The sequence below is a fragment of the Variovorax sp. V116 genome (assembly GCF_041154435.1).
Classification (GTDB): domain Bacteria; phylum Pseudomonadota; class Gammaproteobacteria; order Burkholderiales; family Burkholderiaceae_C; genus Variovorax; species Variovorax paradoxus.
The window spans coordinates 25,935-47,088 of sequence record NZ_AP028662.1 but is presented as its reverse complement, the minus strand read 5'-3'; the positions used below and the strand labels follow the sequence as shown (position 1 = coordinate 47,088).

The window sequence follows — 21,154 nt, the reverse complement described above, 5'->3', positions numbered from 1 at the left end:
CATGAAGCTGCTCTCACGCCCCGAGCACGCGCTGCGCCGCGAAGCCGGCGCCGCGACCATGATTCCGCTTTCGGCGCATGTGGACGAGCATGTGGCCCTGACACGTGCCGGAGACTATGTGCAGACACTCCGCTTGGCCGGCACGAGCTTCGAAAGCGCGGACGACGAGGACATCAACAGCTGGCATGAGCGCCTCAATGTCCTGCTGCGCAACATCGCATCGCCCAACCTGGCGCTCTGGACCCACGTGATCCGCCGTCGCGAGACGACCTATCCGGCCGGGCGGACGACGCCCGGCTTCGCCGACGAGATCGAGCAGCGCTATCGCCGCAAGATGGCTGGCGAGCGGCTGATGGTTAACGAACTGTACCTGTCGATCGTCTTCCGGCCGCAGCCCACCCGCATCGGCAACGCCGCATTGCGGCTGTTCAAGCGCGCGGACCCGGAGGGGGCGCGGACGGAGCTGCGCGATGCGCTGGATGCCTGCAGCAAGCTGCGCCAGGAACTGCTCGCCGCCCTGGAACGCTACGACCCCGAAGCACTGGGCATCTATCGGCTGCAGGGGAACGACGGGCTTTATTCCTCCCTCGTGGAATTCCATGGCCTGCTCGTCAACGGGGAGTGGCAGCGCATGCCGCTGCCGCGCACCCCCCTCAACGAGGTCCTGGCGACCACCCGGCCCTTCTTCGGCAACGAGGCCATGGAATACCGGGCCGGCACCCAGACCCGCATTGGCGCCTTCCTCGGCATCAAGGAATACCCCACGCCCACCGCGCCGGGCATGTTCAGCGCCCTGCTGACCGCACCTTTCCCCTTCGTGCTCACGCAAAGCTTCACCTTCCTGGCCAAGGGCACGGCCACCGACATGATGAGCCGCCAGCATCACCGGATGGCCGCTGCCGGTGACCTCGCGGTCTCGCAGGCCGAGGAACTCAAGGACGCACTGGACGACCTGATGAGCAATCGCTTCGTGGTGGGCGACCACCATTTCAGCCTGCATGTGCTGGCCGACCCCTACGATGGCCTCAGCGAGGCCGAGGGCCGGCCCCGTCTGAAGCAACTCAACGACAACGTCGCCCGCGCCCGCTACCTGCTGGGCGACGCGGGAATGGTGGTGGCCCGCGAGGACCTCGCGCTGGAGGCGGCCTTCTGGGCGCAGCTGCCGGGAAACTTCGGCTACCGCAGCCGCAAGGCGCCCGTCACCAGCCGCAACTTCGCCGCCATGTCGCCTTTCCACAATTTCCCGACCGGTCGGGCAACGGGCAACTACTGGGGTGATGCGCTGACCATGTTCACCACGCGCGCGGGCTCGCCCTACTACTTCTCGCTGCATGCGAGCGATCCGCGCAGCCGGGATGGCGGCAGCCGCCGCGATGTCGGACACATCACGGGCGTGGGACCGGTCGGGACCGGCAAGACCACGCTGCTGGGCTTCTGCATGGTGGCGATCTGCAATCGCCTCGACGCCACACAAGTGGTCTTCGACAAAGATGAAGGGCTGCACATCCTGGTGCGGGCCCTGGGCGGCCAGTACCTCCCGCTCAAGAACGGGGCACCAACCGGCTGCAATCCGCTGCAGCTCGACGATTCGATCGCCGACAACGTCGAGTTCATGCGGCATTGGCTCAGGCGCCTCGTGATGCGCACGCCGGGCGAGACGCTGACCGTCCGTCAGGAAGACGATCTCGACCAGGCACTGCGCGGCACCCTGAAGCTCGAGCCCTCTTTCAGGCGCCTGTCCCGGCTCGCCGCCTTCCTCGACATCACGGATCCGGAGGGGATGCACGCACGCCTTCGGCGGTGGTGCGCCTCGGAACGCGGCGACTATGCCTGGGTCTTCGACAACGAGCACGACCACGTGGCCCCCCTGCTTGCCCGGCACGCCCTCGTGGGCTTCGATGTGACCGACTTCCTGGACAACGAGGTCGTGCGCGCCCCGCTGACCCTGTACCTCTTTCATCTCGTGAACCGGATGGTCGACGGCCGCCCGCTGGTGTGCTGGATGGACGAGTTCGCCAAGCTGCTGAGCGATCCGGCCTTCACGAAGTTCGCCAAGAACGGCCTGGAGACCTGGCGCAAGAAGAACGCGAACATCGCCACTTTCACCCAGAGCACCAGCCACGTGCTCGATTCCGACATCGCCCGCGCGATCGTCGAGCAGACGCCGACGAAGATCCTGTTCCCGAATCCGGAGGCGGACTACGACGACTACACCCGAGGCTTCAACCTGACCGACCGGGAGTTCGCGCTCATCAAGCAGGAGATCGAGCCTGGCTCCCGTCAGTTCCTCATCAAGCAGAACCATGTCAGCGTGGTCGCGCAGCTCGATCTCCATGGATTCGACGACGCCTTGCACGTCATCTCCGGGCGCACCGGCAACGTCCGCCTCATGCGCGAACTCATCGCGATCTGCGGACCGGATCCCGCCCAATGGCTGCCGTCATTCCGCAGGGCACTTGCGAACAACCCTTCCCGTTCATCCTCACACCAGGAGATCTTCCATGCGTAGATTCCTTACCGCTCTCTTCCTCGCAGCCACGGCCTCGCTCGCACCGCCGCATGCGAAAGCCGGCATCCCGGTGATCGACGTCACGGCCGTCGCCAACCTGATACAGCAGGTCATGTACTGGCAACAGCAAATCTCCGGGATGCAGAAGCAGTACGACCAACTGAAGGAATCGAAGGACCAGCTGACCCGGACCCACAACGCCATGACGGGAAGCCGAGGCATGGAGCAGTTGCTGCCGACCTCGGACCTCGCACGCAACTACCTGCCTCCCAACTATGACGAATTGATGGGCACGCTCAACGGCTCGTCAGACAGCTATGCGGGGCTGGCCGCTCAGGTCCAGTCGATCATGAAAGCCAACAGCGTCCTCTCGCGAACGCAGTTGGAGGGGCTCAGTCCGGAGTTACGCCAGGTCGTCGAGCAAGGACGCCAATCAGCAGCGCTGCTCAACGGAATGACCCAGAACGCGTACCAGAACACCAGCCAGCGCTTCTCGGCCTTGCAACTGCTGATCGATCGCATCGCTTCCGCACAGGATCCCAAGGCGATCCAAGACCTGCAGGCAAGAATCCAGGCCGAGCAGAACATGCTCACCAATGAGCAGACGAAGCTGCAGAGTCTCTATCAAGTCGCTCACTCTGACGAGCTCATGCGCAAACAGCGCGCTCGGGAACAAATTGCTTCGGGCATCGGTTCTACAAGATCGCTCCCTACTGTCGACTACTAGCGCTGAAACTCAAAATGAACAAGAGCGCTTGGATGCTTGCTGCAAGCGGCGTCATCGTGATAGCAGTGGGTGGACCATATTTACTCATACAGCATCAAGCCATGGAACAGGTACCGTCCGAGATACAGCACGCACCCATTCCTCAGACTTCAACGCCAAAGGAAATTGATAGCGCGTTGACTCAGCGAAAGCTTGATGGCATCGGAAGCACGCGAGAGCTAAAGCCGATTCCTATCACACAAGGCAACGCACGATAGAAGTTCCATCATGGAATTCTTTGCGCAGTTCTTTTCTTGGCTCGATAGTCAACTTGCTGACTATATCGGCACGCACTCAGCGAGAGTTGCGTCCGCAATTGAACCTGCGGCCGTGACACTCGCGACCATCTACGTGATGATCTGGGGTTATCTCAGCCTTTCCGGACGAATCCAAGAGCCGATTTGGGAAGGGATCAAGCGAATCTTTACCCTCGCAATCATCCTTGGTCTAGGACTTCGGCTATGGACTTACAACCAAGTCCTCGCAGATAGCTTCTATCGAGCTCCTGAACAGCTAGCCGCGTCAGTCGTTGGGGCAACCACAGTCGTGAGCGTGATTGATCAAGTCTGGCTTGATGGAACGACGGTTGCCGAACAATTGCTCAAGAAGGGAAGCGTGCTTGACAGTGACTTCGCATTTTATATCGCGGGGTTTCTGGTTTACCTGCTAGTCGGCCTAACCGTTGTCGTAACCGCGTTCTTGCTTGGTCTATCGAAGGTCGCCATTGCGATCTTGCTGGCCCTGGGCCCGATCTTCATCGTCCTGCTCTTTTTTGAAGCAACAAAACGATTCTTTGAGTCGTGGATTGCACAGCTAGCCAACTACGCACTTGTCGCGGTTCTCACATTGTTCGCTGCTTCGCTACTTCTCAATATTGTCAGAGCTTATGCGGCTGGCGCGGCGTCAGCGGGGACAGGGATAACTATCGCTGCCAGTGCGCGAGTGTGTGTTGCCTCAGCCCTCGTTTTTCTAGTGATGCGCCAAGTTGCACCAATCGCTGCGGGACTCGCGAGCGGTGTCGCGCTGAGCACCTATGGCGTCGTCAGTGGAATGCTCCGTTGGGGACTTGGAGCCTCCAAGCGCACCAGCTACGAGTTCGGACGTGGCGTGCTGGACGGCCTGCGGCGAGAACCTGGCAGTCGCTGGGATTCGTTCCGGCGCTTGGCGGGCAACCGCGTCGGCGCCGGCGTGGCTTCCCTCAGAGGGATCGGTAGCCCGCGTCGAGGTGGCACTGTGCTTTCCAGAGAGCAGGTCATGCCGAACCTCTCGCGCAGTCGCTAGCGGTGGGGTGTGCAGATGAAGCTTTCGATCATCCTTTCTCTGCTTACCCTTTTCCTGGCGGCCTGCGGCACTCGCCCACCCGGGCCGCGGGACTGCGAAGGGCCACTCACACCGATCAACATCTGGGGCGGGGTTTCCCCATCAGGAGCGGTCGATGCATCGGGACGCCACCCTTGAGAACTACCTGCGCGAAGCCCAGAACTGGGAACTCGACCGTGCGCGTCGGGCGGAGCGATCGACCAGGATCGCCTGGGCCGTGGCCACATCGGCGGCACTCATCGCGGTTCTCGCCGTCGCCGCCGTCAGTGGGCTCACGCCGCTGAAGAAACCGGTTCCTGTTCTCATCCGGGTCGACGGCAGCAGCGGCATCGTCGACATCGTTCCCACCTACGAAGGCACGACCGACATCGAGCAGCTCGTGACACGCAACCTGCTGCAGAACTACGTAATTGCGCGCGAGCGTTATTTTTACGGCACCGCGGAGGCCGACTACGAGCTGGTCGCCTCGCAAAACTCGCCTCGTCTAAACCAGGAGTGGGCGACCTTGTGGGCGGTCGACAACCCGGCCTCACCTCTGAACGTCTACAAGGACGGCACTTCCATTCGCGCGCAAGTGCAATCGGTCACTTTCCTCAAGCTGGAGAGCGGGAAGGACAAGCTGGCACAGGTCCGCTTCACCCGTTCGACGCGCGCAGGCGGCACTGGGGAGGAGCAGACCAGCCACTGGGTCTCCACGATCGAGTTCGCCTATGTCCCACCCTCGACGGACAACAAGACGCGGTCGCTCAATCCGCTGGGCTTTCGCATCGTCGAATACCGCCGCGAGCCCGAGGTCGCCCCGGCTAACGTTGCACCCGGCAAGCAGGATGCACGATGAAGCCCCGGCGCGTGCACCGCAGCTTTCCGCTGGTGATCGGACTGGCGGCAAGTCTGGCGCTCGCAGCGCCAGACGGCCGAGCGGCGACTGTGCCGGCTCCCGGCAAGGTCGATGCCCGGGTACGGGTGGTCGCCTACGACCCGGCGGACGTCATCAGCTTGCAGGGCTACGTGGGCTATCAGATCCATCTGCAGTTTGCCGAAGGCGAGGAGTTCGTAAATCTCGGCTCCGGCGACAACGGTGCCTTCGATATCGGTGCCGAGCGCAACCACTTCTTCATCAAGCCCAAGGAAGCGCGCGCCGCGACCAACTTCACTGTACTCACGAACCGGCGGGCTTATCATTTCGACTACACCATCTCCCCCATCACGCCGCTACGCGCTGCCACCAGGCGCATGGTGTATTCGATACGTTTCAGCTACCCTGAGGACGAGGCCCGGGCGGCAGCCGCGGATCAGGAACGACGCCGGGCCGATGCCCGCATGAGCCAAGGGGCGACGGATCGGCCACGCAACTCCGACTACTGGTTCTGCGGCAGCGATGCGCTCAAGCCCGTGAGCGCTCATGACGACGGGGTGCAAACGCGCCTGCGTTTCCAGGCGCGCTCCGACTTTCCGGCCATGTTCGTCCAGAACGACGACGGGTCCGAATCGCTGTTGAATTTCAACGTCGAAGCCGACGAAGTAGTGATCCACCGTGTGGCGCGCCGCTTCGTGCTGCGGCGGGGCGGGCTGGTCGGTTGCGTGATCAACCGGTCCTTTGTTGGTGGCGGCGCGCGCACCCCCACCAACACCAGCGCAACAGGTGTGCAGCGCATCACTGCAGGGGATGGGCCATGACCTGGATGAGCGAGCCCCGCCGCGCGTCCCAGACCGATCCCCAGGAGCATGGCGACACGCCGGCCATCGACCCGAGCACCGGAGAGATCCTGTCGGCGCAGCGAGCCGCGGCCCCGGGAGACGGGGCATTCCGGGTGGCCGAAGATCGCACGACGATCCAGGGCGAGCGCGCCATTCCATCGGTCAATCGCGAGCGCTCCATCCAGTCGCGCATCAGCGGGTTCCTGGCGCTGACAGCGATCATGCTGCTGGGCGGCGGATTCCTGTTCTGGTACTACAACACCCAGTATGCCAAGACCCGACAGGCCGAAGAAGCTGCGAGAAAGACGGCGGCTGCGCGCGCCGGCGGCGAGATGAAAGTTCCGCCGCTTGGCCGCATCGATCCGCCCAGAGCTGCGTCGGAAGCGGCAGTGGCTGCCGCCGCTCCCTTCCCGCCGCCACCGTCGGCGAACGGCGCCAATACGGGACCGCCGCAGAAGACACCCGAGCAGATTGCACTGGAACGACAGCTGAGCGCCCCGGTGCTTCGGCGCGCCCAAGCCGCTCAGGCGCGCAGCGCCACCGCGCCGCACGCGCTCGTGGGTCCGGCGATGCTGTCTCCCGGCGACGTGCCAAGCATGGCCCAGCTGATCGGTGCGCTGCAGCCGCCCCACGCCAGTTCGGCGCCACCCGGCGGCGGCCAGCTCGCCGCCAGCCTTCGGCCCACGCCGACGCCGGCGGTGGTCGCACAGACCCTGCCGACACGGCGCATGCTTTTGCCCAAGGGCGCGTTCATCGACTGCACGCTGGAAACCGCCATCGATTCCACCTATGAAGGCATGGTCACCTGCATCGGCGCGAGCGACGTCTACGGGGCAGACGGCAAGGTCGTGCTGCTGGAGCGTGGCACCAAGTACGTCGGCGAACAGCGTGGAACGCCGCGACAGGGTCAGGGCCGCGTCTTCATCGTCTGGAACGAAGCGCGCACGCCGACCGGCGTCGTGGTCCAGCTGGCTTCCCCGGGTACCGACGAATTGGGGCGCAGCGGCGTTCCCGGCTTCGTCGACACCCGTTTCTGGGACCGCTTCGGTGCCGCGGTCCTGATCTCGGTGATCGATGGCACGATGCAGACGATCGCCGCCCACCAGCAAAGCGGCACGTCTGTCGGTAGCGGCGGCGGCGTGGTGCTCGCCCCCCAGGGCAGCCGCGACATCATCACGGAGGTCCTGCGCAGCACCGTGTCGATCCCGCCGACCGTTATCAAGAACCAGGGTGAGCGGATCCAGATCCTGGTCGCCCGCGATGTGGATTTCAGGAGCGTCTATGCGCTTCGAACCGAACCGGCCATCCCTTGATGGCGAGCCCGGCGCCGCCGCAGGCGGCCGGCAGCCAGCGCAGGCGCACGCGCATGACGAAGCCTCCGCAGAGCCGCCGTCGTCGCTTGCTCTCTTTCTCGGTCCGCTCGGCCATTTATTGGGTGATCCCGCGGTGACCGAGATCTGCATCAACGAGCCCGGTGCAGCCTTCGTGGAACGGCAGTCCGGCTGGACGCGCGAGGCGTTGCCGTTCGCGAACTTCGACTGGTGCATGTCCATCGCCAAGCTCGTGGCCAACTTCACGCGACAGCGCATCTCGGCCAACGAGCCGCTCCTGTCCGCCACGCTCCCAGGCGGCGAAAGGATCCAGATCGTGCTGCCGCCCGCGACTCTGGACCAGACCGTTTCGATCACAATCCGGCGCCCCTCGAACACGCTCTGGACCCTCGAAGAACTGGGGGATTTGCACATCTTCGAGACGACGTACAGCGCTCCCGCGGCTCCGGCGCGCCAGACTGAACTGGCGTCCCTGTCACCCGAAGACCGCGAGCTGACCGACCTCCTTGCACGCCGGCAATTCGTGCCTTTCCTGCGACGCGCCGTCCAGTTTCGCAAGAACATCCTGCTGTCCGGTGCCACCGGCTCCGGCAAGACCACGGTCGGCAAGGCGCTGATCCTCGAGGTGCCGTCCGAGGACCGCCTGATCACGATCGAGGACGTGAAGGAGCTGTCGCTGCGCAATCAGCCCAACCATGTGAGGCTCTTCTATTCGCAAGGCGCCCAGGGGCAGGCCGAGGTTACGCCCGGTCAACTGCTCGCCAGCGCCAAGCGGCAACGCCCCGACCGGGTGTTCGTGTCCGAGCTTCGCACCGGCGAGGAGGTTTACGACTATCTGGTGTCCGTGAACACCGGCCATCCGGGCTCGATCACCAGCGTGCACGCCGACAACGCGGAGATGGCCTTCGTGGCGCTAGCGCAGCTGATGAAGCGCAGTCAGGCAGGCCACGGCATGACCACGCGCGACGGCGTGGAATTGGCGCAGATGAGCGTGGACATCGTCGTGCAGTGCGCGCGAGAGCGCCGGGACGGCCTGCTGCGGCGTAGCGTGCGGGAGATCTGGTATGACCCTGGCACCAAGATACGAAGGCTTGCCTAGTCCCTTCAGAATCGCGGTCGCGCTGCTGATCGCAGCGCTGGTCGGCATGTACGTCGCCGGCCAAGCGTTCCTGATCGCGATGAATCTGCCGCCACAGCACGCCACGCTGCTGACCCTTCACGAGTACTGGCAGGCCTACGGCGAGCGGCGGGACGTGCGCCGTGTCCTCATTGCGTCGCTGGTCGGCTCCCAGGGGCTGATGCTCGGTCTGGTGGGAATTGCCATGCTGCCCCGCCGCCGGCCGCTGCATGGAAATGCCCGGTTCGCGAGCCGTCGCGAGATCGCGCGATCGGGCCTCCTGAACGAGCACGGCATCATCCTCGGGCGGCTCGGCAACCGCTACCTGGTGCTTCCCGGCCAGCAGGGCGTCGCACTCGAGGCGCCGCCGCGCAGTGGCAAGGGCGTCGGCGTGGTCATCCCCAATCTGCTGAACTGGCCCGGCTCGGCCCTCATCAGCGACATCAAGGGCGAGAACTTCATACGCACCGCCGGCTTCCGTGCGGCCCATGGGCAGCAGGTGCACCTGTTCGATCCCCTGTCCGAGCGCGAGCGCTCGGCTCGCTGGAATCCGCTCGGCTATGTCTCCGAGACGCCCTACCGCTGCATCGACGATCTGCAGCGCATCGGCACGATGCTCTTTCCCGATCCACAGGCCGGCGATCCCTTCTGGACCTCCTCGGCCCGATCTCTGTTCCTGGGCATTGCCCTCTACCTCTTCGAGACCAAAGGTGCCACGCGCACCTTGGGCGAGATCCTGCGCCAGGGCATGGCCAGCGATGCCGAGGGCTTTCAGAAGCACTGGAAGCGCGTCATTGATGCCTGCGAGCGCGCCGGGTATCCCTTGTCGCAGGAAGCGGTGCAGAGCCTCTACGACGTGATCGACCTGGCACCGACCACGGCCTCCAGCATCCGCAAGACCTTCACCAGCCGCCTGGACCTGTGGCTCAACCCGATGATCGATGCGGCCACCTCGGCCAACGATTTCGACCTGAGGGCACTGCGCAAGCATCCGATCTCGATCTATGTCCAGATCAACCCCGACAACATCGCCCGGCTGCAGCCGCTGCTGAACCTGTTCTTCCAGCAGGCGATCGGTCTGCAAACGCGGGAACTCCCCGAGAACAATCCCGAGCTTCGCCACCAGGTGCTCCTGATGCTCGACGAATTTCCGGCGCTCGGGCGCATTCCCGTCATCGCCGACTCCACTGCCTTCCTGCCCGGCTACAACGTGCGCGCCGTGATCATCGTCCAGTCCAATTCGCAACTGATCGAGAAGTACGGTATCGAGGGCGCCAAGTCGATCCGCAAGATGCTCGCGGCGCGCATCGTGTTCCCGCCCAAGGAGTACGAGGACGCCGAGGCCATCTCGCGAGAGCTGGGGACCTATACGGTCCGGCAGAAGAACATCAGCCGCCCGATGTGGGGCGGTGCGAACAAGGAGCCCACCGTGACCATCAGCGAGCAGCCGCGCCGCCTGCTGCTGCCCCAGGAGGTCAAGGAACTGGGACCGGAACGGATGATCCTGTTCTACGAAGGCCTGCGGCCGGTGCTGGCGCATCGGATCCTCTACTTTCGCGACAGGTCATTTGCCCCACGCGAACTGCCGCCACCACCGGTGCCGAAGCTGAACGTCGATAAGCCCGGCGTCGCCACAACCGTGCCGGCGGCAATGCTCGATGACAGCAAAGATACGTCCGGCACAGGTCCCGGATCTCTCTCCAACGCCACGCCTCCCGACGGTGGCGCCGCGCCGACGGCCAGGCAGGCCGGTACCGTGGCCAGCAATGTATTGAACGACGACTTGAAGTTGGACGACTTCTCTTTCGACTTCGACGACGTGGAGATTCCCACGGAGAAGCTCAGCGACGAGGACCTGAAGCGCCACGCCGATGAGTTCATGGCGCGAATCCTGGACTGATGCCACATCGAACCGGTTTGGACAGTCAGGGTCACCCTGCCTGACAGCACACATGAAAGGAGCCACAATGTCCACAGACAGTTCTTCCGGAAGCCAAGCGCCGAACGCGATCGAGAGCACCGCACCTTGGAATGGCGTGGGCTCCATCCAGGGAGATGCGCCTGCTGCGGGCCGCGGTCATACCCGGGTGCCCGATGCCATCGAGCGCCGCTACCTGCGCATCGACAATCGCTACTTTTTCCCGGACCGCACCCTCGCGTTCATCGACGACGGCGGCCGTCTCCGCGTGCGAACCGAGAACCGCGAGGTGCTGCACAGCGTCGTGGCGATCGCCGAAACGCGCGGCTGGCGGGTCATCGAACTCACGGGCACCGAGACCTTCCGCCAGGGCATGTGGCACGAAGCCGCGCTGCGAGGCATCGAGGCCCGAGGCTACGAACCGACTTCGACTGAAGTCCTCCAGGTCCAGCGTGCGTTGAAGAAACGAGGCCCGCCGTCGCACGAGAATGGACGGCGTCCGATACCTGCGTCGCTGGACCGCGAAGCAACAACCGTGCACCACAGCGCCATACCCGCCGAAGCCGATCCCAGTGCCAGTCTTCGTCCGCACAAGGACGAACCGCAAGACCGCCGATTCGAGGGGGGAGGACCAAGATCGCCAGTCAGGGGGATGCTCGTGGCGGCCGCTGCCGCACCCTATCAATTCGATCCAACGCAGCGCATGTCCTTCTACGTGACCGTTCGCGTGGAGACCGGGGCTCGCACCATCTGGGGTACGGACCTCGAGAGGGCCCTCGCAGAGTCGACCTCTCAACCGCGCATCGGCGACCAAGTGGTGCTCACGCAGCGCGGCACCCGTCCGGTCAACGTCCGGGTGGCGACCCGCAATGCGGAAGGCGAGCTGGTCGGCGAAAAGAAAATTGTCGCGCAGCGTGCGCACTGGAGCATCGAGACATCCGATCACCTTCGCGCGATGGAACACCACGCCATGCGCATACGCACCGGGGAATTGCTGTCCGATGCGGCCCAGGGTCCGCACCCCGAACTGACCACGGCGGCAGCGAATCTCAAGTTGGCTGAGCAGTACGCACAGCGTGTGACCAGCGATCCGTCCTCCCAGCAGCACCTCGTACAGCTGATTCGCGATCGGATCGCCGAGGCGCTAGCGCAGGGCCACGCTATCCACCTTCCGGATCGACTCCCGCGCGTCGCTCGCATGCATGCGCGCCAACGCACGGCCAGAAGCCAGGAGGAGTTGAGCCGCGAGCGCGTCTAGAAATCGTTGGAAACAGGGGTTGAAGCTTGCAGCTTTTCGTCCAGCCTTGCGTGCGCGTTGTCCGCGCCTCTCTCCGTTCCTGCGCTGGCGGAGAACACCATCCGAGGCGCCTGCTCGATACGCCGGCTCGCAGGGCCGATGCTTTCGGCACCGAGACGCGGCGAGGCTGTTCGGTCCTGCTCCACCACCAGATTTCCGGTCAAGGAACGGCGCCGGTCGCTCGAACGCGCGTCATACCCTTGAAACAGCACAAGTTCACTGCGGCGGAAGACATGGACGTGCAGGCCGGCCGCCCCAACCGCGCGTCCTCCGCTCCACGACAACGCCGAGAGCTTGTTGGTTGTACTCAATGCGCCGGTGCTCCCCGCGTCGCACGGTGTGGCCAGCGTCCTGATGCGCAAGGGATTCAACCGGTCCCGCCGCAATGTCCCGAAAGCTCCAGATACGCAATCGAATGAAAACTCAGCCGCAGGTGAGCAGCTGGTCGATCTCGAACGGCTCGCTCGAAGCGCTCAAATGGGTTGGTCTGCTGCTCATGGCGGGCGATCATGTCAACAAGTACCTGCTGCATGAGTCGAGCCCGGCTCTCTACGCACTAGGTCGCATGGCGATGCCGCTCTTCGGCTTCGTGCTCATGGTCAATCTGACGCGCCCCAGAGCGCTCGAAAGCGGCTTGCACCTACGCGTCATGAAGCGACTGGCGATCTTTGCCCTGCTGGCGACACCAGCTTTCGTGCATCTGGTCGGCTGGTGGCCATTGAACATCCTTGCCACCTTTTTTCTGGCAACGCTGATCGTCCGGCTGCTGGAGCGGGGCGGCTGGGCCGCGCGCTGCACGGCCTTGATCGCCTTCCTCGTTGGTGGCGCCGTGGTGGAGTTCTGGTGGCCGGCACTGCTCTGCTGCCTGGGCTCCTGGGCGTTCCTGCGCAGGCCCAATGGTCTGCGGATGCTGTTGTGGGCCTTGGCGATGACTTCACTCACTGCCATCAACGGCAACTTCGCCGCAGCGGTCGCCCTGCTCTTGATCTGGGGAGCTCGGCACGTCGAGATTCCGTTGTCGCGCAGTCGGTGGGTCTTCTACGCCTTCTATCCAATCCACCTCTCGCTGATCGCCCTGGTGGTGATCGTCACCGAAGATTGAACTGGCGCGGATGCTCCAATGCGGATCCAATGCTCCGCGGCCTACGTCCGAGTGCGCGTCGCGTTCACCGGGTGCGCGTTGCGGGCGGCTGAGCGTTGTCTCGGTCTGGAGTTCGGCGTCTGATCTGCTCTTTCCAGTGGTCGGCCAGCCGCTGCGAGTCGGTTTGTATGTCCGGCATTCTTTCGACGAAATGATCCACTTGGGCGGCAAGATCTGCCTTGCGCTGTCTTCGAAGCGCATCTGCTGTGGCGCGCCAATCTGCGACCACTGCCCGCCGGGTGTTTCGCATCTGCTCTTGTCCGTTATCCACGGCGCCTCGCCCCGACCTCAGAGCCTGGATCAGGTTCTCCAGCTTGGCGCGCATGAAGCTCGAGGTCTTCGGCGGCCGATGCCCGGTCCGGTCGCTGGGCGACAGTTGCCCGAACGTCCGAAGCGCGCGGAGCCGGTGATGGATCGCATCCCTGTATGGCTTGCGGATCTGCCCTCGCACCTGTCGCGGTGTGGCATTGGCCGCCACGCCCTGCTCTCGCATCAGTGCGGCGAACTGCTCGCGCCACTGGCGCAGCGTGTTCTTGCGGATGTAGAGGCGCTGGCCAGGCTCGAACTCGTGCTCGCACTTGACCACCAGATGCACATGCGGGTGCGGCTGATCGGTGTGCAGCACCATGGCGTAGCGATATTGCAGCGCGAAGTTCTCGCGTGCAAAGACGCGCGCGGCGCCCAGTACTTTGTCCGGTGGCGTGCCGGCGGGCATGGACAGAACGATGTTGTGCACCAGCTTCGCACGCGTGTCTTTTTGCCCCGGCGCGGGTCTTGGCTTGTACTGGCTTCTGCAGAGCTCCAGCTGCCAGTCGGCCGTGATCTCCTTGGCGGCACCCCGGCCCTGCTGGACCAGTCCCTCGTCGGTGTCGATCGGCAGCTTGCCGTGCCGGCCGATGTAGCGCAGATGGGCCTCGACGCCGCCGATGTCCCGCCCGCCGCCGGAGACCTTCACCATCACCTCGGGCGTGCGCCCCACGGTGCGCTGGATCTGCGCGATCTGGTCGGCGCCGAGGCGGAGCTGGCCGCTCGGTCCTCGCCGACCGTAGCTCACGATGTCCAGGGTCATGTCGCGCGGCGTATCGGCCGGGCCGCGGCTGCTTCGTCCGATGCCCGCCGTACGTTTAGGCACGGGCCCTCCCGCCGCCGGTCTCCCAGCTGATCAGGTTGCGCCGCACGATGGCGGCCGTGGCTTCGCGTGCCGCCTCGACTTCCCGCCGGACCGACGCGATCGCTTCGCCGAGGTCCGACGCCACCGGCCCGGGCAGTGTGTTCGGCATGCCGAACATTCGAAGCTGTCGTTGCAGCGCAGCCAGTCGGGCGCCGGTCACTTTGATCTGGTCCAGTTCGTTCGGCGGCAGCACGGCCGCGTCACGCACATGGTTGTGGATCAGCAGGGCGAGGTAGCTGGCTGTTTTCATTCCACGGGCACGGGCTCGTCCGGCCGCGAGCGCGCGATCGCCCTTGCGAAGCCGCAGCGTGATGCGGTCTGCCGCGCCAATGTCGCTTTCCGTTTCGTGTGGGAATCGCTGTGCGCCCGAGCCCGGCGAGATGTCGCCGTGGGTCTTGAGGACCTCGTCGACCATCTTCGCGAGCAGGCTCGACGCACTGAGATGATGACGGGCGGCCAGCGCGGCGAAGCACGCCCTCGTCTCGGGCGGCACCCGGGTGGCGATCACGCGGCTCGATCGAGAGGACTTGGTCATTGCAACGCCGTCGCTGTTAACAATGTCTGACGGCAGTCTATCCTGCCCTCATAGCCGCACAAGGACTTTGCCCTCGGAATTCCAGCGTCGAGCTCACCTCGCCGTTTCGCGGCTCCGGAGCGTTGCTGTCGATCGACAGCTCGAAGACCACCATCAATGTTCGGCATGCCGAACATTACGGAGGTAGACGGAACGATCCCGTCCACGTAGCCGCACAAGCACTTTTCCCCTCGAAGTTTCGACACCGTCCTGCGACCGCCGCGTCCAGGCTACCGAAGCCGAGAATTCATTCCGCTCGCAGAGCAAGCCCACACGGCCGCTGTATAAATTCCTCGGCCCAATCAAACGAAAGATCTCCGCTGTCGATCGTCGTTTGAGGTTCCTCAGTGTTCGGCATGCCGAACACCAAGAAATAGAGCCGGGCAGAGGGGTGAATTCGGCGCGCAGCGAATTCGCGGGGGAACCATCGATGGGCATCCGCGTCGCCCCGCTGCGCGGCAGGGCCGCCAAGAGCAGCCTACTCCCGCAGCGTGAACACCACCGACAGGTAGGAGACCGGCTGGGTCTGAATGGCCTCGATCCCATGCAGTGCGGTTGCATCGAACAGCAGCGAGTCCCCTGCCCTCACCTCCACGGTTCTGCCGCCATAGCGGTAGCTGACCTCCCCGGACAGGAAGTACAGGAACTTCAGGCCCGGATGCTGGAAGGTCACGTAGGGATCGGCGCCGGGCAGCAGCGTGACTAGATAAGGCTCAACGAACAAGTTACCGGACAGCAGGTGGCCCAACAGCTCATAGCGGTAGTCCGCCACCGCGCCGATCCGATCGACGACAACGCCTTGCCCCGCGCGCACATGGCAGAAGTCCGTGCGCCGCGCCTGGTCCCCGAAGAACCGTGACGTCGGCACGCAAAGACCATTCGCGAGACGCTCCAACGTCTCCACCGAAGGCGAAACCAAACCGCGCTCGATGCGCGAAAGCATCGACGCAGAAATCCCCGAGGTCTTCGCCAGCGCCCCACCTGATACCTCGGCTGCCATGCGCAGCGCCCTCACCTGCGCGCCGATGCGCGCCGCGGACAGGCTGCGCACGACAGGTGCAGATTGCCTCGGGCGGACACGCGTGACCGAGACCGGCAACCGCAGAGGTCGGGCCGTCGGCAGAGGCGAGGCGATCTGTCGATGCGTCATTGGATTCGTTGGCAACGGTAAGAGCTTTTGAATCTCCGCCACTGAGGCGACCCGCAGGAGGAGCGATCCATTGCAAAGTTAGAAACGCAGATGCGCAACTCATTATGTACCATACAAGCGGGTGCATAAAGAAGTCCATGCAGCGAGATTCGTTGCATGCGATCGACGCAGGATCCCGCACTACTTAAAGCCTTTGGGGCCGAGTTGAAGGCTCGGCGGGCAGCGCGTGGGTTCAATCAGGAGGAGCTCGGATTTGCATCGGGCCTCAATCGCACATTCATCGCTAAATTGGAGACGGCCACTACCAGCCCTTCATTGACCAGTCTCATTCTCTTGTGCAATGGACTCGAGGTAGACCCGTCGGAACTCATGAGCTCCTTGATGAAGCGCTACAAGAAAGAGCTACGCACCAAGTCCTCGGCCGAATAGCGCATCTCGCCGATCATCCAGGGCACTCGCTCCTCAGCCACCAAGGTGCAACGGATGTACGCCGCGCATGCGCATGGTGTGGCATTTCTCCTGATCGGCGAGACCTTCACGGCCCTTCCGCTGGTGCAGGAGGTGGTTCTGTCCGGCTACACGCAAGGGCGCAGCGCAGCCACTGGCCAGGTTGCCGACGGATACGTTCTTTCTGTGCAGTGACCCGAGACGAGTGATCGCGCATCGACTTTGCGCACCTGCAGGCTGTCGGTGTGGTCGAAGTGCTTGCTCAGTGCTAGCTGCGGGGGATGATGAGCAAGACCGAGATCTTCAAGGCCATTGAGCCGTCCGAACCACCTGCGGTGTAGCGCCGAGGAGTTTCAAGGCACGCTTCCCGGCAGAAGTCGGTTGTTAGCGCTATGGGCCAAACTGAACAGGCATTGGGCGTCGATACCGTGTACAGCCAAGGGCGTCTTCCGCCGCGGATGGTCTATTTCGCAGGCGAGAAAGAGGTGGGCGCCAAGAACGAGTTGTCCATCTTCGCAACAATCGGTCCGGCCGCCTCGCTCGCCTTTCGGACCTCGACCCATTCGGGGTCGGCGACAAACTTGCCCCACTTGAGATCACGATCGGCCAGGTCGTCCCAGACGAGCATGTAGGTCAGTGCATTGCTGTCAGGTCCGACTGCGGTCGTCCAATATCCGAGTTGACGAATGCCCAGCCGGCTCCAGATGCCCACGGTGTGGTCGCGGAATCTGGCAAGAACGTCGGGAAGCCGGCCAGGCATTGCGGTATAGACGCGTAGTTCGTAGATCATCGACATCAGTCCTGAAAAGATTGTTGCGAGTTGACGCGGCGGCGGGCGTGACCGCAGGCTCGCATTGTGCTGCCAGAGGTCCATCCACCGTCAAAGGAGATGATCTGCCATACGGAAACCTCGGCTCCCATGATCATGTGAGAGGGCTCGCAAACCCTTGTATTGCAGATTGTGTACGGCATCAGACTTCGGCCTCCATCAACAACGAGGAGAAGCTATGACGAAGATTGCGGTATTGATCGCGGCACTCTGCCTGAGCTGCGGGGCATTCGCGCACTCGGGAGGTACCGACAAGAACGGTTGCCATCACGACCGTAGAACTGGCGGCTACCACTGCCACTGACGCGAAGGCACCAAATGAAATCGATCATCTTCCTCGCAGCCATTCTTGCTGTCAGCTCAACCGCTTTCGCGCGGGGAGGCGGCGGCCACAGCTCCGGCGGTCACAGTTCATATTCGTCAAGCTACGGATCCAGTGGCAGCCATTCGACCAGTGGCTACACAAAGAGCAATGGAACGTATGTGGCGCCAAGCCACGCCACGAACCCGAACGGAACGAAGGCGGACAACTGGTCCACCAGAGGTAACGTCAACCCCTACACGGGCAAGCCCGGCACGAAGCCTCAAGACTGACGGGCCGGCGCACATCCTCCTGTCGCGCCGTTGGCGTGGTGCAAACGGCTTTTGGCGATGGATCAGCACCGCCCCCCGCGGGAGTGCTGCTCACGTCTCCCGCAGCAGGCAGGAAGCCGAATCGTGCCGGAGGCGCTTCAGGCCTGTTCAGTTTCCGACGTCAATGTCGATCAACGGGAGACGTAGCAATCCATATCCGACGCTGTCCTCACAGCCTCTGCCGTGCCGATATTGGCGGGCCCCGGAGGGCAGGTGTGAAACATCCCCAGACATCCCTCTCCGGCTTTTTGCGGCGACGATTCCTCCGAGTTCCGCGGCGCTTGCACCTTGAGTGCAGTTCGTCGACCTGTGTATGCGCTCAACGGATCATGCAGGGGTTTTTGTTGTCGAAAGTCCACCCCGGGACCACGTATTGCATCGCCTGCGCATCGCGGCGCGCGCCCAGGCTGGGGGACGCGCCGCCCCGCTGCACGGCAGTGCCACCAAGAACAGCCTACTCTCGCAGCGTGAACACCACCGACAGGTAAGAGACCGGCTGGGTCTGAATGGCCTCGATCCCATGCAGTGCGGTCGCATCGAACAGCAGCGAATCCCCTGCCCTCACCTCCGCAGTCCTGCCGCCGTAACGGTAGCGGACCTCCCCGGACAGGAAGTACAGGAACTTGAGACCTGGATGCTGGAAGGTCACGTAGGGATCGGCGCCGGGCAGCAGCGTGACTAGATAAGGCTCAACGAACAAGTTACCGGACAGCAGGTGGCCCAACAGCTCATAGCGATAGTCCGCCACCGCGCCGATGCGATCGACCAAGACACCATGTCCTGCGCGCACATGGCAAAAGTCCGTGCGCCGCGCCTGGTCCCCGAAGAACCGCGACGTCGGCACCCCCAAACCATTCGCGAGACGCTCCAAAGTCTCCACCGACGGTGACACCAGACCACGCTCGATGCGCGAAAGCATCGAGGCAGAAATCCCCGAGGTCTTGGCCAGCGCGCCGCCAGACACCTCGGCCGCCATGCGAAGCGCCCTCACCTGCGCACCGATGCGAACCGCAGACAGGCTGCGCGCGGTAGGTGCCGGTCGGCGTGTTTTTGCGGGCAATGCGGAAGTGGGAACCCGCACGGGTCGCCCGGTCGGCAACGGTGACGCTTGATAGAGAGCCATGACAGGTTTTCTATGCAGTGTATATGCCGTCGATTCTAGGACTGCAAAGAAAGATCGTCAGTGGGTATGCCCACTGCCACCAAGAGATCGAACCCACAGGCTCCAACGCACAGAGAGCCTATTTCGATTGCACTCGGTAAGCGTCTCAAAGAACTTCGGATCAAAGCGGATAGATCTCAGACCGAACTCGCCTTCGACTGCGAACTTGATCGGACCTACATATCGCTCATCGAGCGAGGGTTGGCCAATCCATCGTTGTGGACTCTTGGCACCCTGGCATTCGCGCTAAAAACGACGGTTCCGGACTTATTGCAAGGCAATACGCATGTCGTTGAGCCATCCATGGGTGAGCAAAGCAGAAAGCGTCGCGCCAATCAGGCCTCCCACGAGTCAAAACTTGCCATCGGCAGCAGGCGTTCGCAGCTGCGCTGACGGTTTTCTCAGTGGGCAAGTTGACGATCGTTCAGGCGACACGTCTCGTCGTTCAGCCCCTCATCGCCATGGGTCACCGAAGCCGAAGGCTTCCATGCGCGCTGACGCGCTCGCGAACCGGCCGGCCATGGTTGCGCGCGGCCCGACGGCTATGATCCGCCCGCCGCCGAAGAGCGGCCTGTCAGACCACGGAGCGAGGAGAAAAAAACCATGATCGGTTTCGAGGCCCGCGCGCATCGTCGCGTCCTGAGGGTGTGCGCGTTGCTGGCGCTAGCGGGCCTGGCAGCTTGCGTGGCACCGCCGAGCTACAGGAATCGCCCCGTCGCGGCGGACGCACCGTCGACGTTCGTGCTCGCGCATGCCGCGATCGTGGAAGAGCCGCGGCACGCCACTCGCCACCTCGACGAGGCGAAGACCATCGTCTACGCGCAGACACAGGGCGGCAGCCTGACCGCCGGCCTGGTGTTCGGTGCCCTGGGTGCGCTCGCCAACATGGGCATGGTCGACAGCCAGACCGGCCTCGACGCGGCGCGCATGAAAGGCAAGCTCAGGCTCGAGCCGCGGCAGTTGTTCCTCGATGCGGCGATCCGGCAGGGGCTCGAACTCACCGACACCAGCGGCCCAGCCCGCACGGACGCGACCCCCTATCTCTCCATCAGCAAGTCGCCCAGCGGCAGGCTGGTGGCGGCTGCGGCAGTCCAGCTCGAACTGGGCAGCGGGGCCGCGCAGTGGTCGGGCCTGTACATGTACCAGTTGGCCTCGACCTACAGCCTCGACGAACTGGCCCGGCCCTCGGAAGACCTTCAGCGCAAACTCGCTGCGGAGACCGCGCAGGGCTTCGACGAACTCGCGGCCTTCATCGCCAGGGAGGAAGCCGGCAGGAAGGACGCGTCCGCGAAGGCTCCGCCCGAGCGAGAGTTCGTCTTCTCGACGGAGCTGCTAGGGGGCGCCGAGCATTCGATGCCTGCGCGCCTCATCGCAAGCTCGCAGGAGCTCGTGTGGTGCCGGACCTTCGATGGCGTGTTTGCGCTGCGTCGCTCGGGCATGAAGATTCGGACGAGGGGGATTTGACGGGGCGTGGGTGCGCTGCCCATGCCGTCATTGCCGTTGGATGCCGGTGCCTCGCAAGGCACCGGCCACCACAGGTCGCCGGAGGCGGCATGCCGGCCGAGACGCGGCCTGCACATTGATCCGTCGCTTGCTCGGACACCCGTCGCACGACCGACACGAAGCGATCACCGCAGGCTTCAAGGCAGAGGCGCTTTTTTCGTCGGCACAAGAGCGATATTCGTCATTGATTGCCAAATGCATAATTATTGCAACATGCCTCCGGGGATGGGCTCAGATTCCGCGCTCGAACAAGCGGGGAGCTGAGGCAGTTGCACCTTCTGGAAGTCAATCAGGTCGGGCACGGTCCTCGTCGAGGAGCGCCGGATGCCAACATCGGCGCAGAAGCTGTGCGTGGCTTGCCGAAGGTGAACGCGGCTCAATGACTTACGCGCCCGGTTGCTTTTCGAAGAAGAAGCAGTCAGGCAGGATGGCCGCGGCGATGTAGTCGATGTCCTTGACCAAGACGCCGCAGGCGAAGAAACCGTCGCGCCAATGCCGGACAACATCGACGAGTCGATCTCCCCGCGCGCTTCTTCCGCCGACAAGCCGAAACGCCCCGCCTGCGACAGGAGGTTGTAGATGCTGGCC

General features: G+C 63.7%; 22 protein-coding genes and 1 pseudogene. 16 read left to right on the top strand and 7 right to left on the bottom strand.

Annotated features, from left to right (window positions below; all coding sequences use genetic code 11):
- Position 1 precedes the first annotated feature (1 nt).
- The 9 genes from ACAM58_RS26135 to ACAM58_RS26095 all read left to right on the top strand — a co-directional run bounded on the left by ACAM58_RS26135 (position 2) and on the right by ACAM58_RS26095 (position 11,917).
- A complete protein-coding gene (locus tag ACAM58_RS26135; RefSeq protein WP_369664834.1) occupies positions 2–2,509 on the top strand; it encodes a VirB4 family type IV secretion/conjugal transfer ATPase in 2,508 nt (835 codons plus the stop codon).
- A complete protein-coding gene (locus ACAM58_RS26130) occupies positions 2,502–3,236 on the top strand; it encodes a type IV secretion system protein (protein WP_369664833.1) in 735 nt (244 codons plus the stop codon). The genes ACAM58_RS26135 and ACAM58_RS26130 overlap by 8 nt, the downstream gene beginning before the upstream one ends.
- A gap of 267 nt (positions 3,237–3,503) precedes the next feature.
- Complete coding sequence (locus ACAM58_RS26125) at positions 3,504–4,556, top strand: type IV secretion system protein (RefSeq protein WP_369664832.1); 1,053 nt, start codon at positions 3,504–3,506, stop codon at positions 4,554–4,556.
- 154 nt (positions 4,557–4,710) lie between these two features.
- The gene (locus ACAM58_RS26120; protein ID WP_369664831.1) at positions 4,711–5,433 is read left to right on the top strand and encodes a virB8 family protein; all 723 of its coding nucleotides are present in this window, start codon (positions 4,711–4,713) and stop codon (positions 5,431–5,433) included.
- The gene (locus ACAM58_RS26115; RefSeq protein WP_369664830.1) at positions 5,430–6,272 is read left to right on the top strand and encodes a TrbG/VirB9 family P-type conjugative transfer protein; all 843 of its coding nucleotides are present in this window, start codon (positions 5,430–5,432) and stop codon (positions 6,270–6,272) included. The genes ACAM58_RS26120 and ACAM58_RS26115 overlap by 4 nt, the downstream gene beginning before the upstream one ends.
- Positions 6,269–7,606 (top strand): type IV secretion system protein VirB10, encoded by a 1,338-nt coding sequence (gene virB10, locus ACAM58_RS26110; RefSeq protein WP_369664829.1) that lies wholly within the window; start codon positions 6,269–6,271, stop codon positions 7,604–7,606. Before ACAM58_RS26115 ends, virB10 begins: the two co-directional genes overlap by 4 nt.
- Complete coding sequence (gene virB11, locus ACAM58_RS26105) at positions 7,575–8,723, top strand: P-type DNA transfer ATPase VirB11 (protein WP_369664828.1); 1,149 nt, start codon at positions 7,575–7,577, stop codon at positions 8,721–8,723. Before virB10 ends, virB11 begins: the two co-directional genes overlap by 32 nt.
- Complete coding sequence (locus ACAM58_RS26100) at positions 8,689–10,641, top strand: type IV secretory system conjugative DNA transfer family protein (RefSeq protein ID WP_369664827.1); 1,953 nt, start codon at positions 8,689–8,691, stop codon at positions 10,639–10,641. Before virB11 ends, ACAM58_RS26100 begins: the two co-directional genes overlap by 35 nt.
- 67 nt (positions 10,642–10,708) lie before the next feature.
- Complete coding sequence (locus tag ACAM58_RS26095; RefSeq protein ID WP_369664826.1) at positions 10,709–11,917, top strand: LPD7 domain-containing protein; 1,209 nt, start codon at positions 10,709–10,711, stop codon at positions 11,915–11,917.
- On the opposite strand, the gene ACAM58_RS26090 is transcribed toward ACAM58_RS26095, so the two are convergent.
- Complete coding sequence (locus ACAM58_RS26090) at positions 11,914–12,267, bottom strand: hypothetical protein (RefSeq protein WP_369664825.1); 354 nt, start codon at positions 12,265–12,267, stop codon at positions 11,914–11,916. The genes ACAM58_RS26095 and ACAM58_RS26090 overlap by 4 nt on opposite strands.
- A gap of 104 nt (positions 12,268–12,371) precedes the next feature.
- On the opposite strand from ACAM58_RS26090, the gene ACAM58_RS26085 reads away from it, so the two are divergent.
- Positions 12,372–13,058 (top strand): TraX family protein, encoded by a 687-nt coding sequence (locus ACAM58_RS26085; RefSeq protein ID WP_369664824.1) that lies wholly within the window; start codon positions 12,372–12,374, stop codon positions 13,056–13,058.
- A gap of 64 nt (positions 13,059–13,122) precedes the next feature.
- Here ACAM58_RS26085 and ACAM58_RS26080 read toward each other — a convergent pair whose 3' ends face one another.
- The 3 genes from ACAM58_RS26080 to ACAM58_RS26070 form a co-directional block, all read right to left on the bottom strand.
- Entirely contained in the window at positions 13,123–14,166 is a 1,044-nt protein-coding gene (locus ACAM58_RS26080) for a relaxase/mobilization nuclease domain-containing protein (RefSeq protein WP_369664823.1), read from the bottom strand.
- A 55-nt stretch (positions 14,167–14,221) separates the two neighbouring features.
- Entirely contained in the window at positions 14,222–14,803 is a 582-nt protein-coding gene (locus ACAM58_RS26075; protein ID WP_369664822.1) for a hypothetical protein, read from the bottom strand.
- A gap of 517 nt (positions 14,804–15,320) precedes the next feature.
- Positions 15,321–15,842, bottom strand: coding sequence for a helix-turn-helix domain-containing protein (locus ACAM58_RS26070; RefSeq protein ID WP_369665096.1), 522 nt, complete (start codon positions 15,840–15,842; stop codon positions 15,321–15,323).
- A 306-nt stretch (positions 15,843–16,148) separates the two neighbouring features.
- Here ACAM58_RS26070 and ACAM58_RS26065 point away from each other — a divergent pair, with 306 nt between their 5' ends.
- Positions 16,149–16,421: a helix-turn-helix domain-containing protein gene (locus tag ACAM58_RS26065; RefSeq protein ID WP_369664821.1), complete on the top strand. Its 273-nt coding sequence runs from the start codon at positions 16,149–16,151 to the stop codon at positions 16,419–16,421.
- Positions 16,422–16,475: 54 nt separating this feature from the next.
- Entirely contained in the window at positions 16,476–16,634 is a 159-nt protein-coding gene (locus ACAM58_RS26060) for a hypothetical protein (RefSeq protein WP_369664820.1), read from the top strand.
- 268 nt (positions 16,635–16,902) lie between these two features.
- Here the strand turns inward: ACAM58_RS26060 and ACAM58_RS26055 are convergent, their stop codons facing one another.
- The gene (locus tag ACAM58_RS26055; protein ID WP_369664819.1) at positions 16,903–17,229 is read right to left on the bottom strand and encodes an NIPSNAP family protein; all 327 of its coding nucleotides are present in this window, start codon (positions 17,227–17,229) and stop codon (positions 16,903–16,905) included.
- A 217-nt stretch (positions 17,230–17,446) separates the two neighbouring features.
- Between ACAM58_RS26055 and ACAM58_RS26050 the strand changes: the two genes are divergently transcribed.
- Positions 17,447–17,572, top strand: coding sequence for a YHYH domain-containing protein (locus tag ACAM58_RS26050; RefSeq protein ID WP_369664818.1), 126 nt, complete (start codon positions 17,447–17,449; stop codon positions 17,570–17,572).
- Positions 17,573–17,586: 14 nt separating this feature from the next.
- Positions 17,587–17,862: a hypothetical protein gene (locus tag ACAM58_RS26045; RefSeq protein ID WP_369664817.1), complete on the top strand. Its 276-nt coding sequence runs from the start codon at positions 17,587–17,589 to the stop codon at positions 17,860–17,862.
- Positions 17,863–18,220: 358 nt separating this feature from the next.
- Here ACAM58_RS26045 and ACAM58_RS26040 read toward each other — a convergent pair.
- Both ACAM58_RS26040 and ACAM58_RS26035 read right to left on the bottom strand, forming a co-directional pair.
- Positions 18,221–18,307 (bottom strand): annotated as a pseudogene (locus ACAM58_RS26040) (hypothetical protein); the annotation flags it as partial.
- Between the two features lie 48 nt (positions 18,308–18,355).
- Entirely contained in the window at positions 18,356–18,877 is a 522-nt protein-coding gene (locus ACAM58_RS26035; RefSeq protein ID WP_369665095.1) for a helix-turn-helix domain-containing protein, read from the bottom strand.
- Between the two features lie 213 nt (positions 18,878–19,090).
- Here ACAM58_RS26035 and ACAM58_RS26030 point away from each other — a divergent pair, with 213 nt between their 5' ends.
- Positions 19,091–19,456: a helix-turn-helix domain-containing protein gene (locus tag ACAM58_RS26030; RefSeq protein ID WP_081247583.1), complete on the top strand. Its 366-nt coding sequence runs from the start codon at positions 19,091–19,093 to the stop codon at positions 19,454–19,456.
- Positions 19,457–19,666: 210 nt separating this feature from the next.
- Positions 19,667–20,527: a hypothetical protein gene (locus ACAM58_RS26025; RefSeq protein ID WP_062365099.1), complete on the top strand. Its 861-nt coding sequence runs from the start codon at positions 19,667–19,669 to the stop codon at positions 20,525–20,527.
- Positions 20,528–21,154: the final 627 nt, after the last annotated feature.

Excerpts from the sequence above, each read along its gene's own strand:
- ACAM58_RS26135 (WP_369664834.1), top strand. The coding sequence starts at position 2 with ATGAAGCTGCTCTCACGCCCCGAGCACGCGCTGCGCCGCGAAGCCGGC.
- ACAM58_RS26130 (WP_369664833.1), top strand. The coding sequence starts at position 2,502 with ATGCGTAGATTCCTTACCGCTCTCTTCCTCGCAGCCACGGCCTCGCTC.
- ACAM58_RS26125 (WP_369664832.1), top strand. The coding sequence starts at position 3,504 with ATGGAATTCTTTGCGCAGTTCTTTTCTTGGCTCGATAGTCAACTTGCT.
- ACAM58_RS26120 (WP_369664831.1), top strand. The coding sequence starts at position 4,711 with ATGCATCGGGACGCCACCCTTGAGAACTACCTGCGCGAAGCCCAGAAC.
- ACAM58_RS26115 (WP_369664830.1), top strand. The coding sequence starts at position 5,430 with ATGAAGCCCCGGCGCGTGCACCGCAGCTTTCCGCTGGTGATCGGACTG.
- virB10 (WP_369664829.1), top strand. The coding sequence starts at position 6,269 with ATGACCTGGATGAGCGAGCCCCGCCGCGCGTCCCAGACCGATCCCCAG.
- virB11 (WP_369664828.1), top strand. The coding sequence starts at position 7,575 with ATGCGCTTCGAACCGAACCGGCCATCCCTTGATGGCGAGCCCGGCGCC.
- ACAM58_RS26100 (WP_369664827.1), top strand. The coding sequence starts at position 8,689 with ATGACCCTGGCACCAAGATACGAAGGCTTGCCTAGTCCCTTCAGAATC.
- ACAM58_RS26095 (WP_369664826.1), top strand. The coding sequence starts at position 10,709 with ATGTCCACAGACAGTTCTTCCGGAAGCCAAGCGCCGAACGCGATCGAG.
- ACAM58_RS26085 (WP_369664824.1), top strand. The coding sequence starts at position 12,372 with ATGAAAACTCAGCCGCAGGTGAGCAGCTGGTCGATCTCGAACGGCTCG.
- ACAM58_RS26080 (WP_369664823.1), bottom strand. The coding sequence starts at position 14,166 with ATGACCCTGGACATCGTGAGCTACGGTCGGCGAGGACCGAGCGGCCAG.
- ACAM58_RS26075 (WP_369664822.1), bottom strand. The coding sequence starts at position 14,803 with ATGACCAAGTCCTCTCGATCGAGCCGCGTGATCGCCACCCGGGTGCCG.
- ACAM58_RS26070 (WP_369665096.1), bottom strand. The coding sequence starts at position 15,842 with ATGGCAGCCGAGGTATCAGGTGGGGCGCTGGCGAAGACCTCGGGGATT.
- ACAM58_RS26065 (WP_369664821.1), top strand. The coding sequence starts at position 16,149 with ATGCGATCGACGCAGGATCCCGCACTACTTAAAGCCTTTGGGGCCGAG.
- ACAM58_RS26060 (WP_369664820.1), top strand. The coding sequence starts at position 16,476 with ATGTACGCCGCGCATGCGCATGGTGTGGCATTTCTCCTGATCGGCGAG.
- ACAM58_RS26055 (WP_369664819.1), bottom strand. The coding sequence starts at position 17,229 with ATGATCTACGAACTACGCGTCTATACCGCAATGCCTGGCCGGCTTCCC.
- ACAM58_RS26050 (WP_369664818.1), top strand. The coding sequence starts at position 17,447 with ATGACGAAGATTGCGGTATTGATCGCGGCACTCTGCCTGAGCTGCGGG.
- ACAM58_RS26045 (WP_369664817.1), top strand. The coding sequence starts at position 17,587 with ATGAAATCGATCATCTTCCTCGCAGCCATTCTTGCTGTCAGCTCAACC.
- ACAM58_RS26035 (WP_369665095.1), bottom strand. The coding sequence starts at position 18,877 with ATGGCGGCCGAGGTGTCTGGCGGCGCGCTGGCCAAGACCTCGGGGATT.
- ACAM58_RS26030 (WP_081247583.1), top strand. The coding sequence starts at position 19,091 with ATGCCCACTGCCACCAAGAGATCGAACCCACAGGCTCCAACGCACAGA.
- ACAM58_RS26025 (WP_062365099.1), top strand. The coding sequence starts at position 19,667 with ATGATCGGTTTCGAGGCCCGCGCGCATCGTCGCGTCCTGAGGGTGTGC.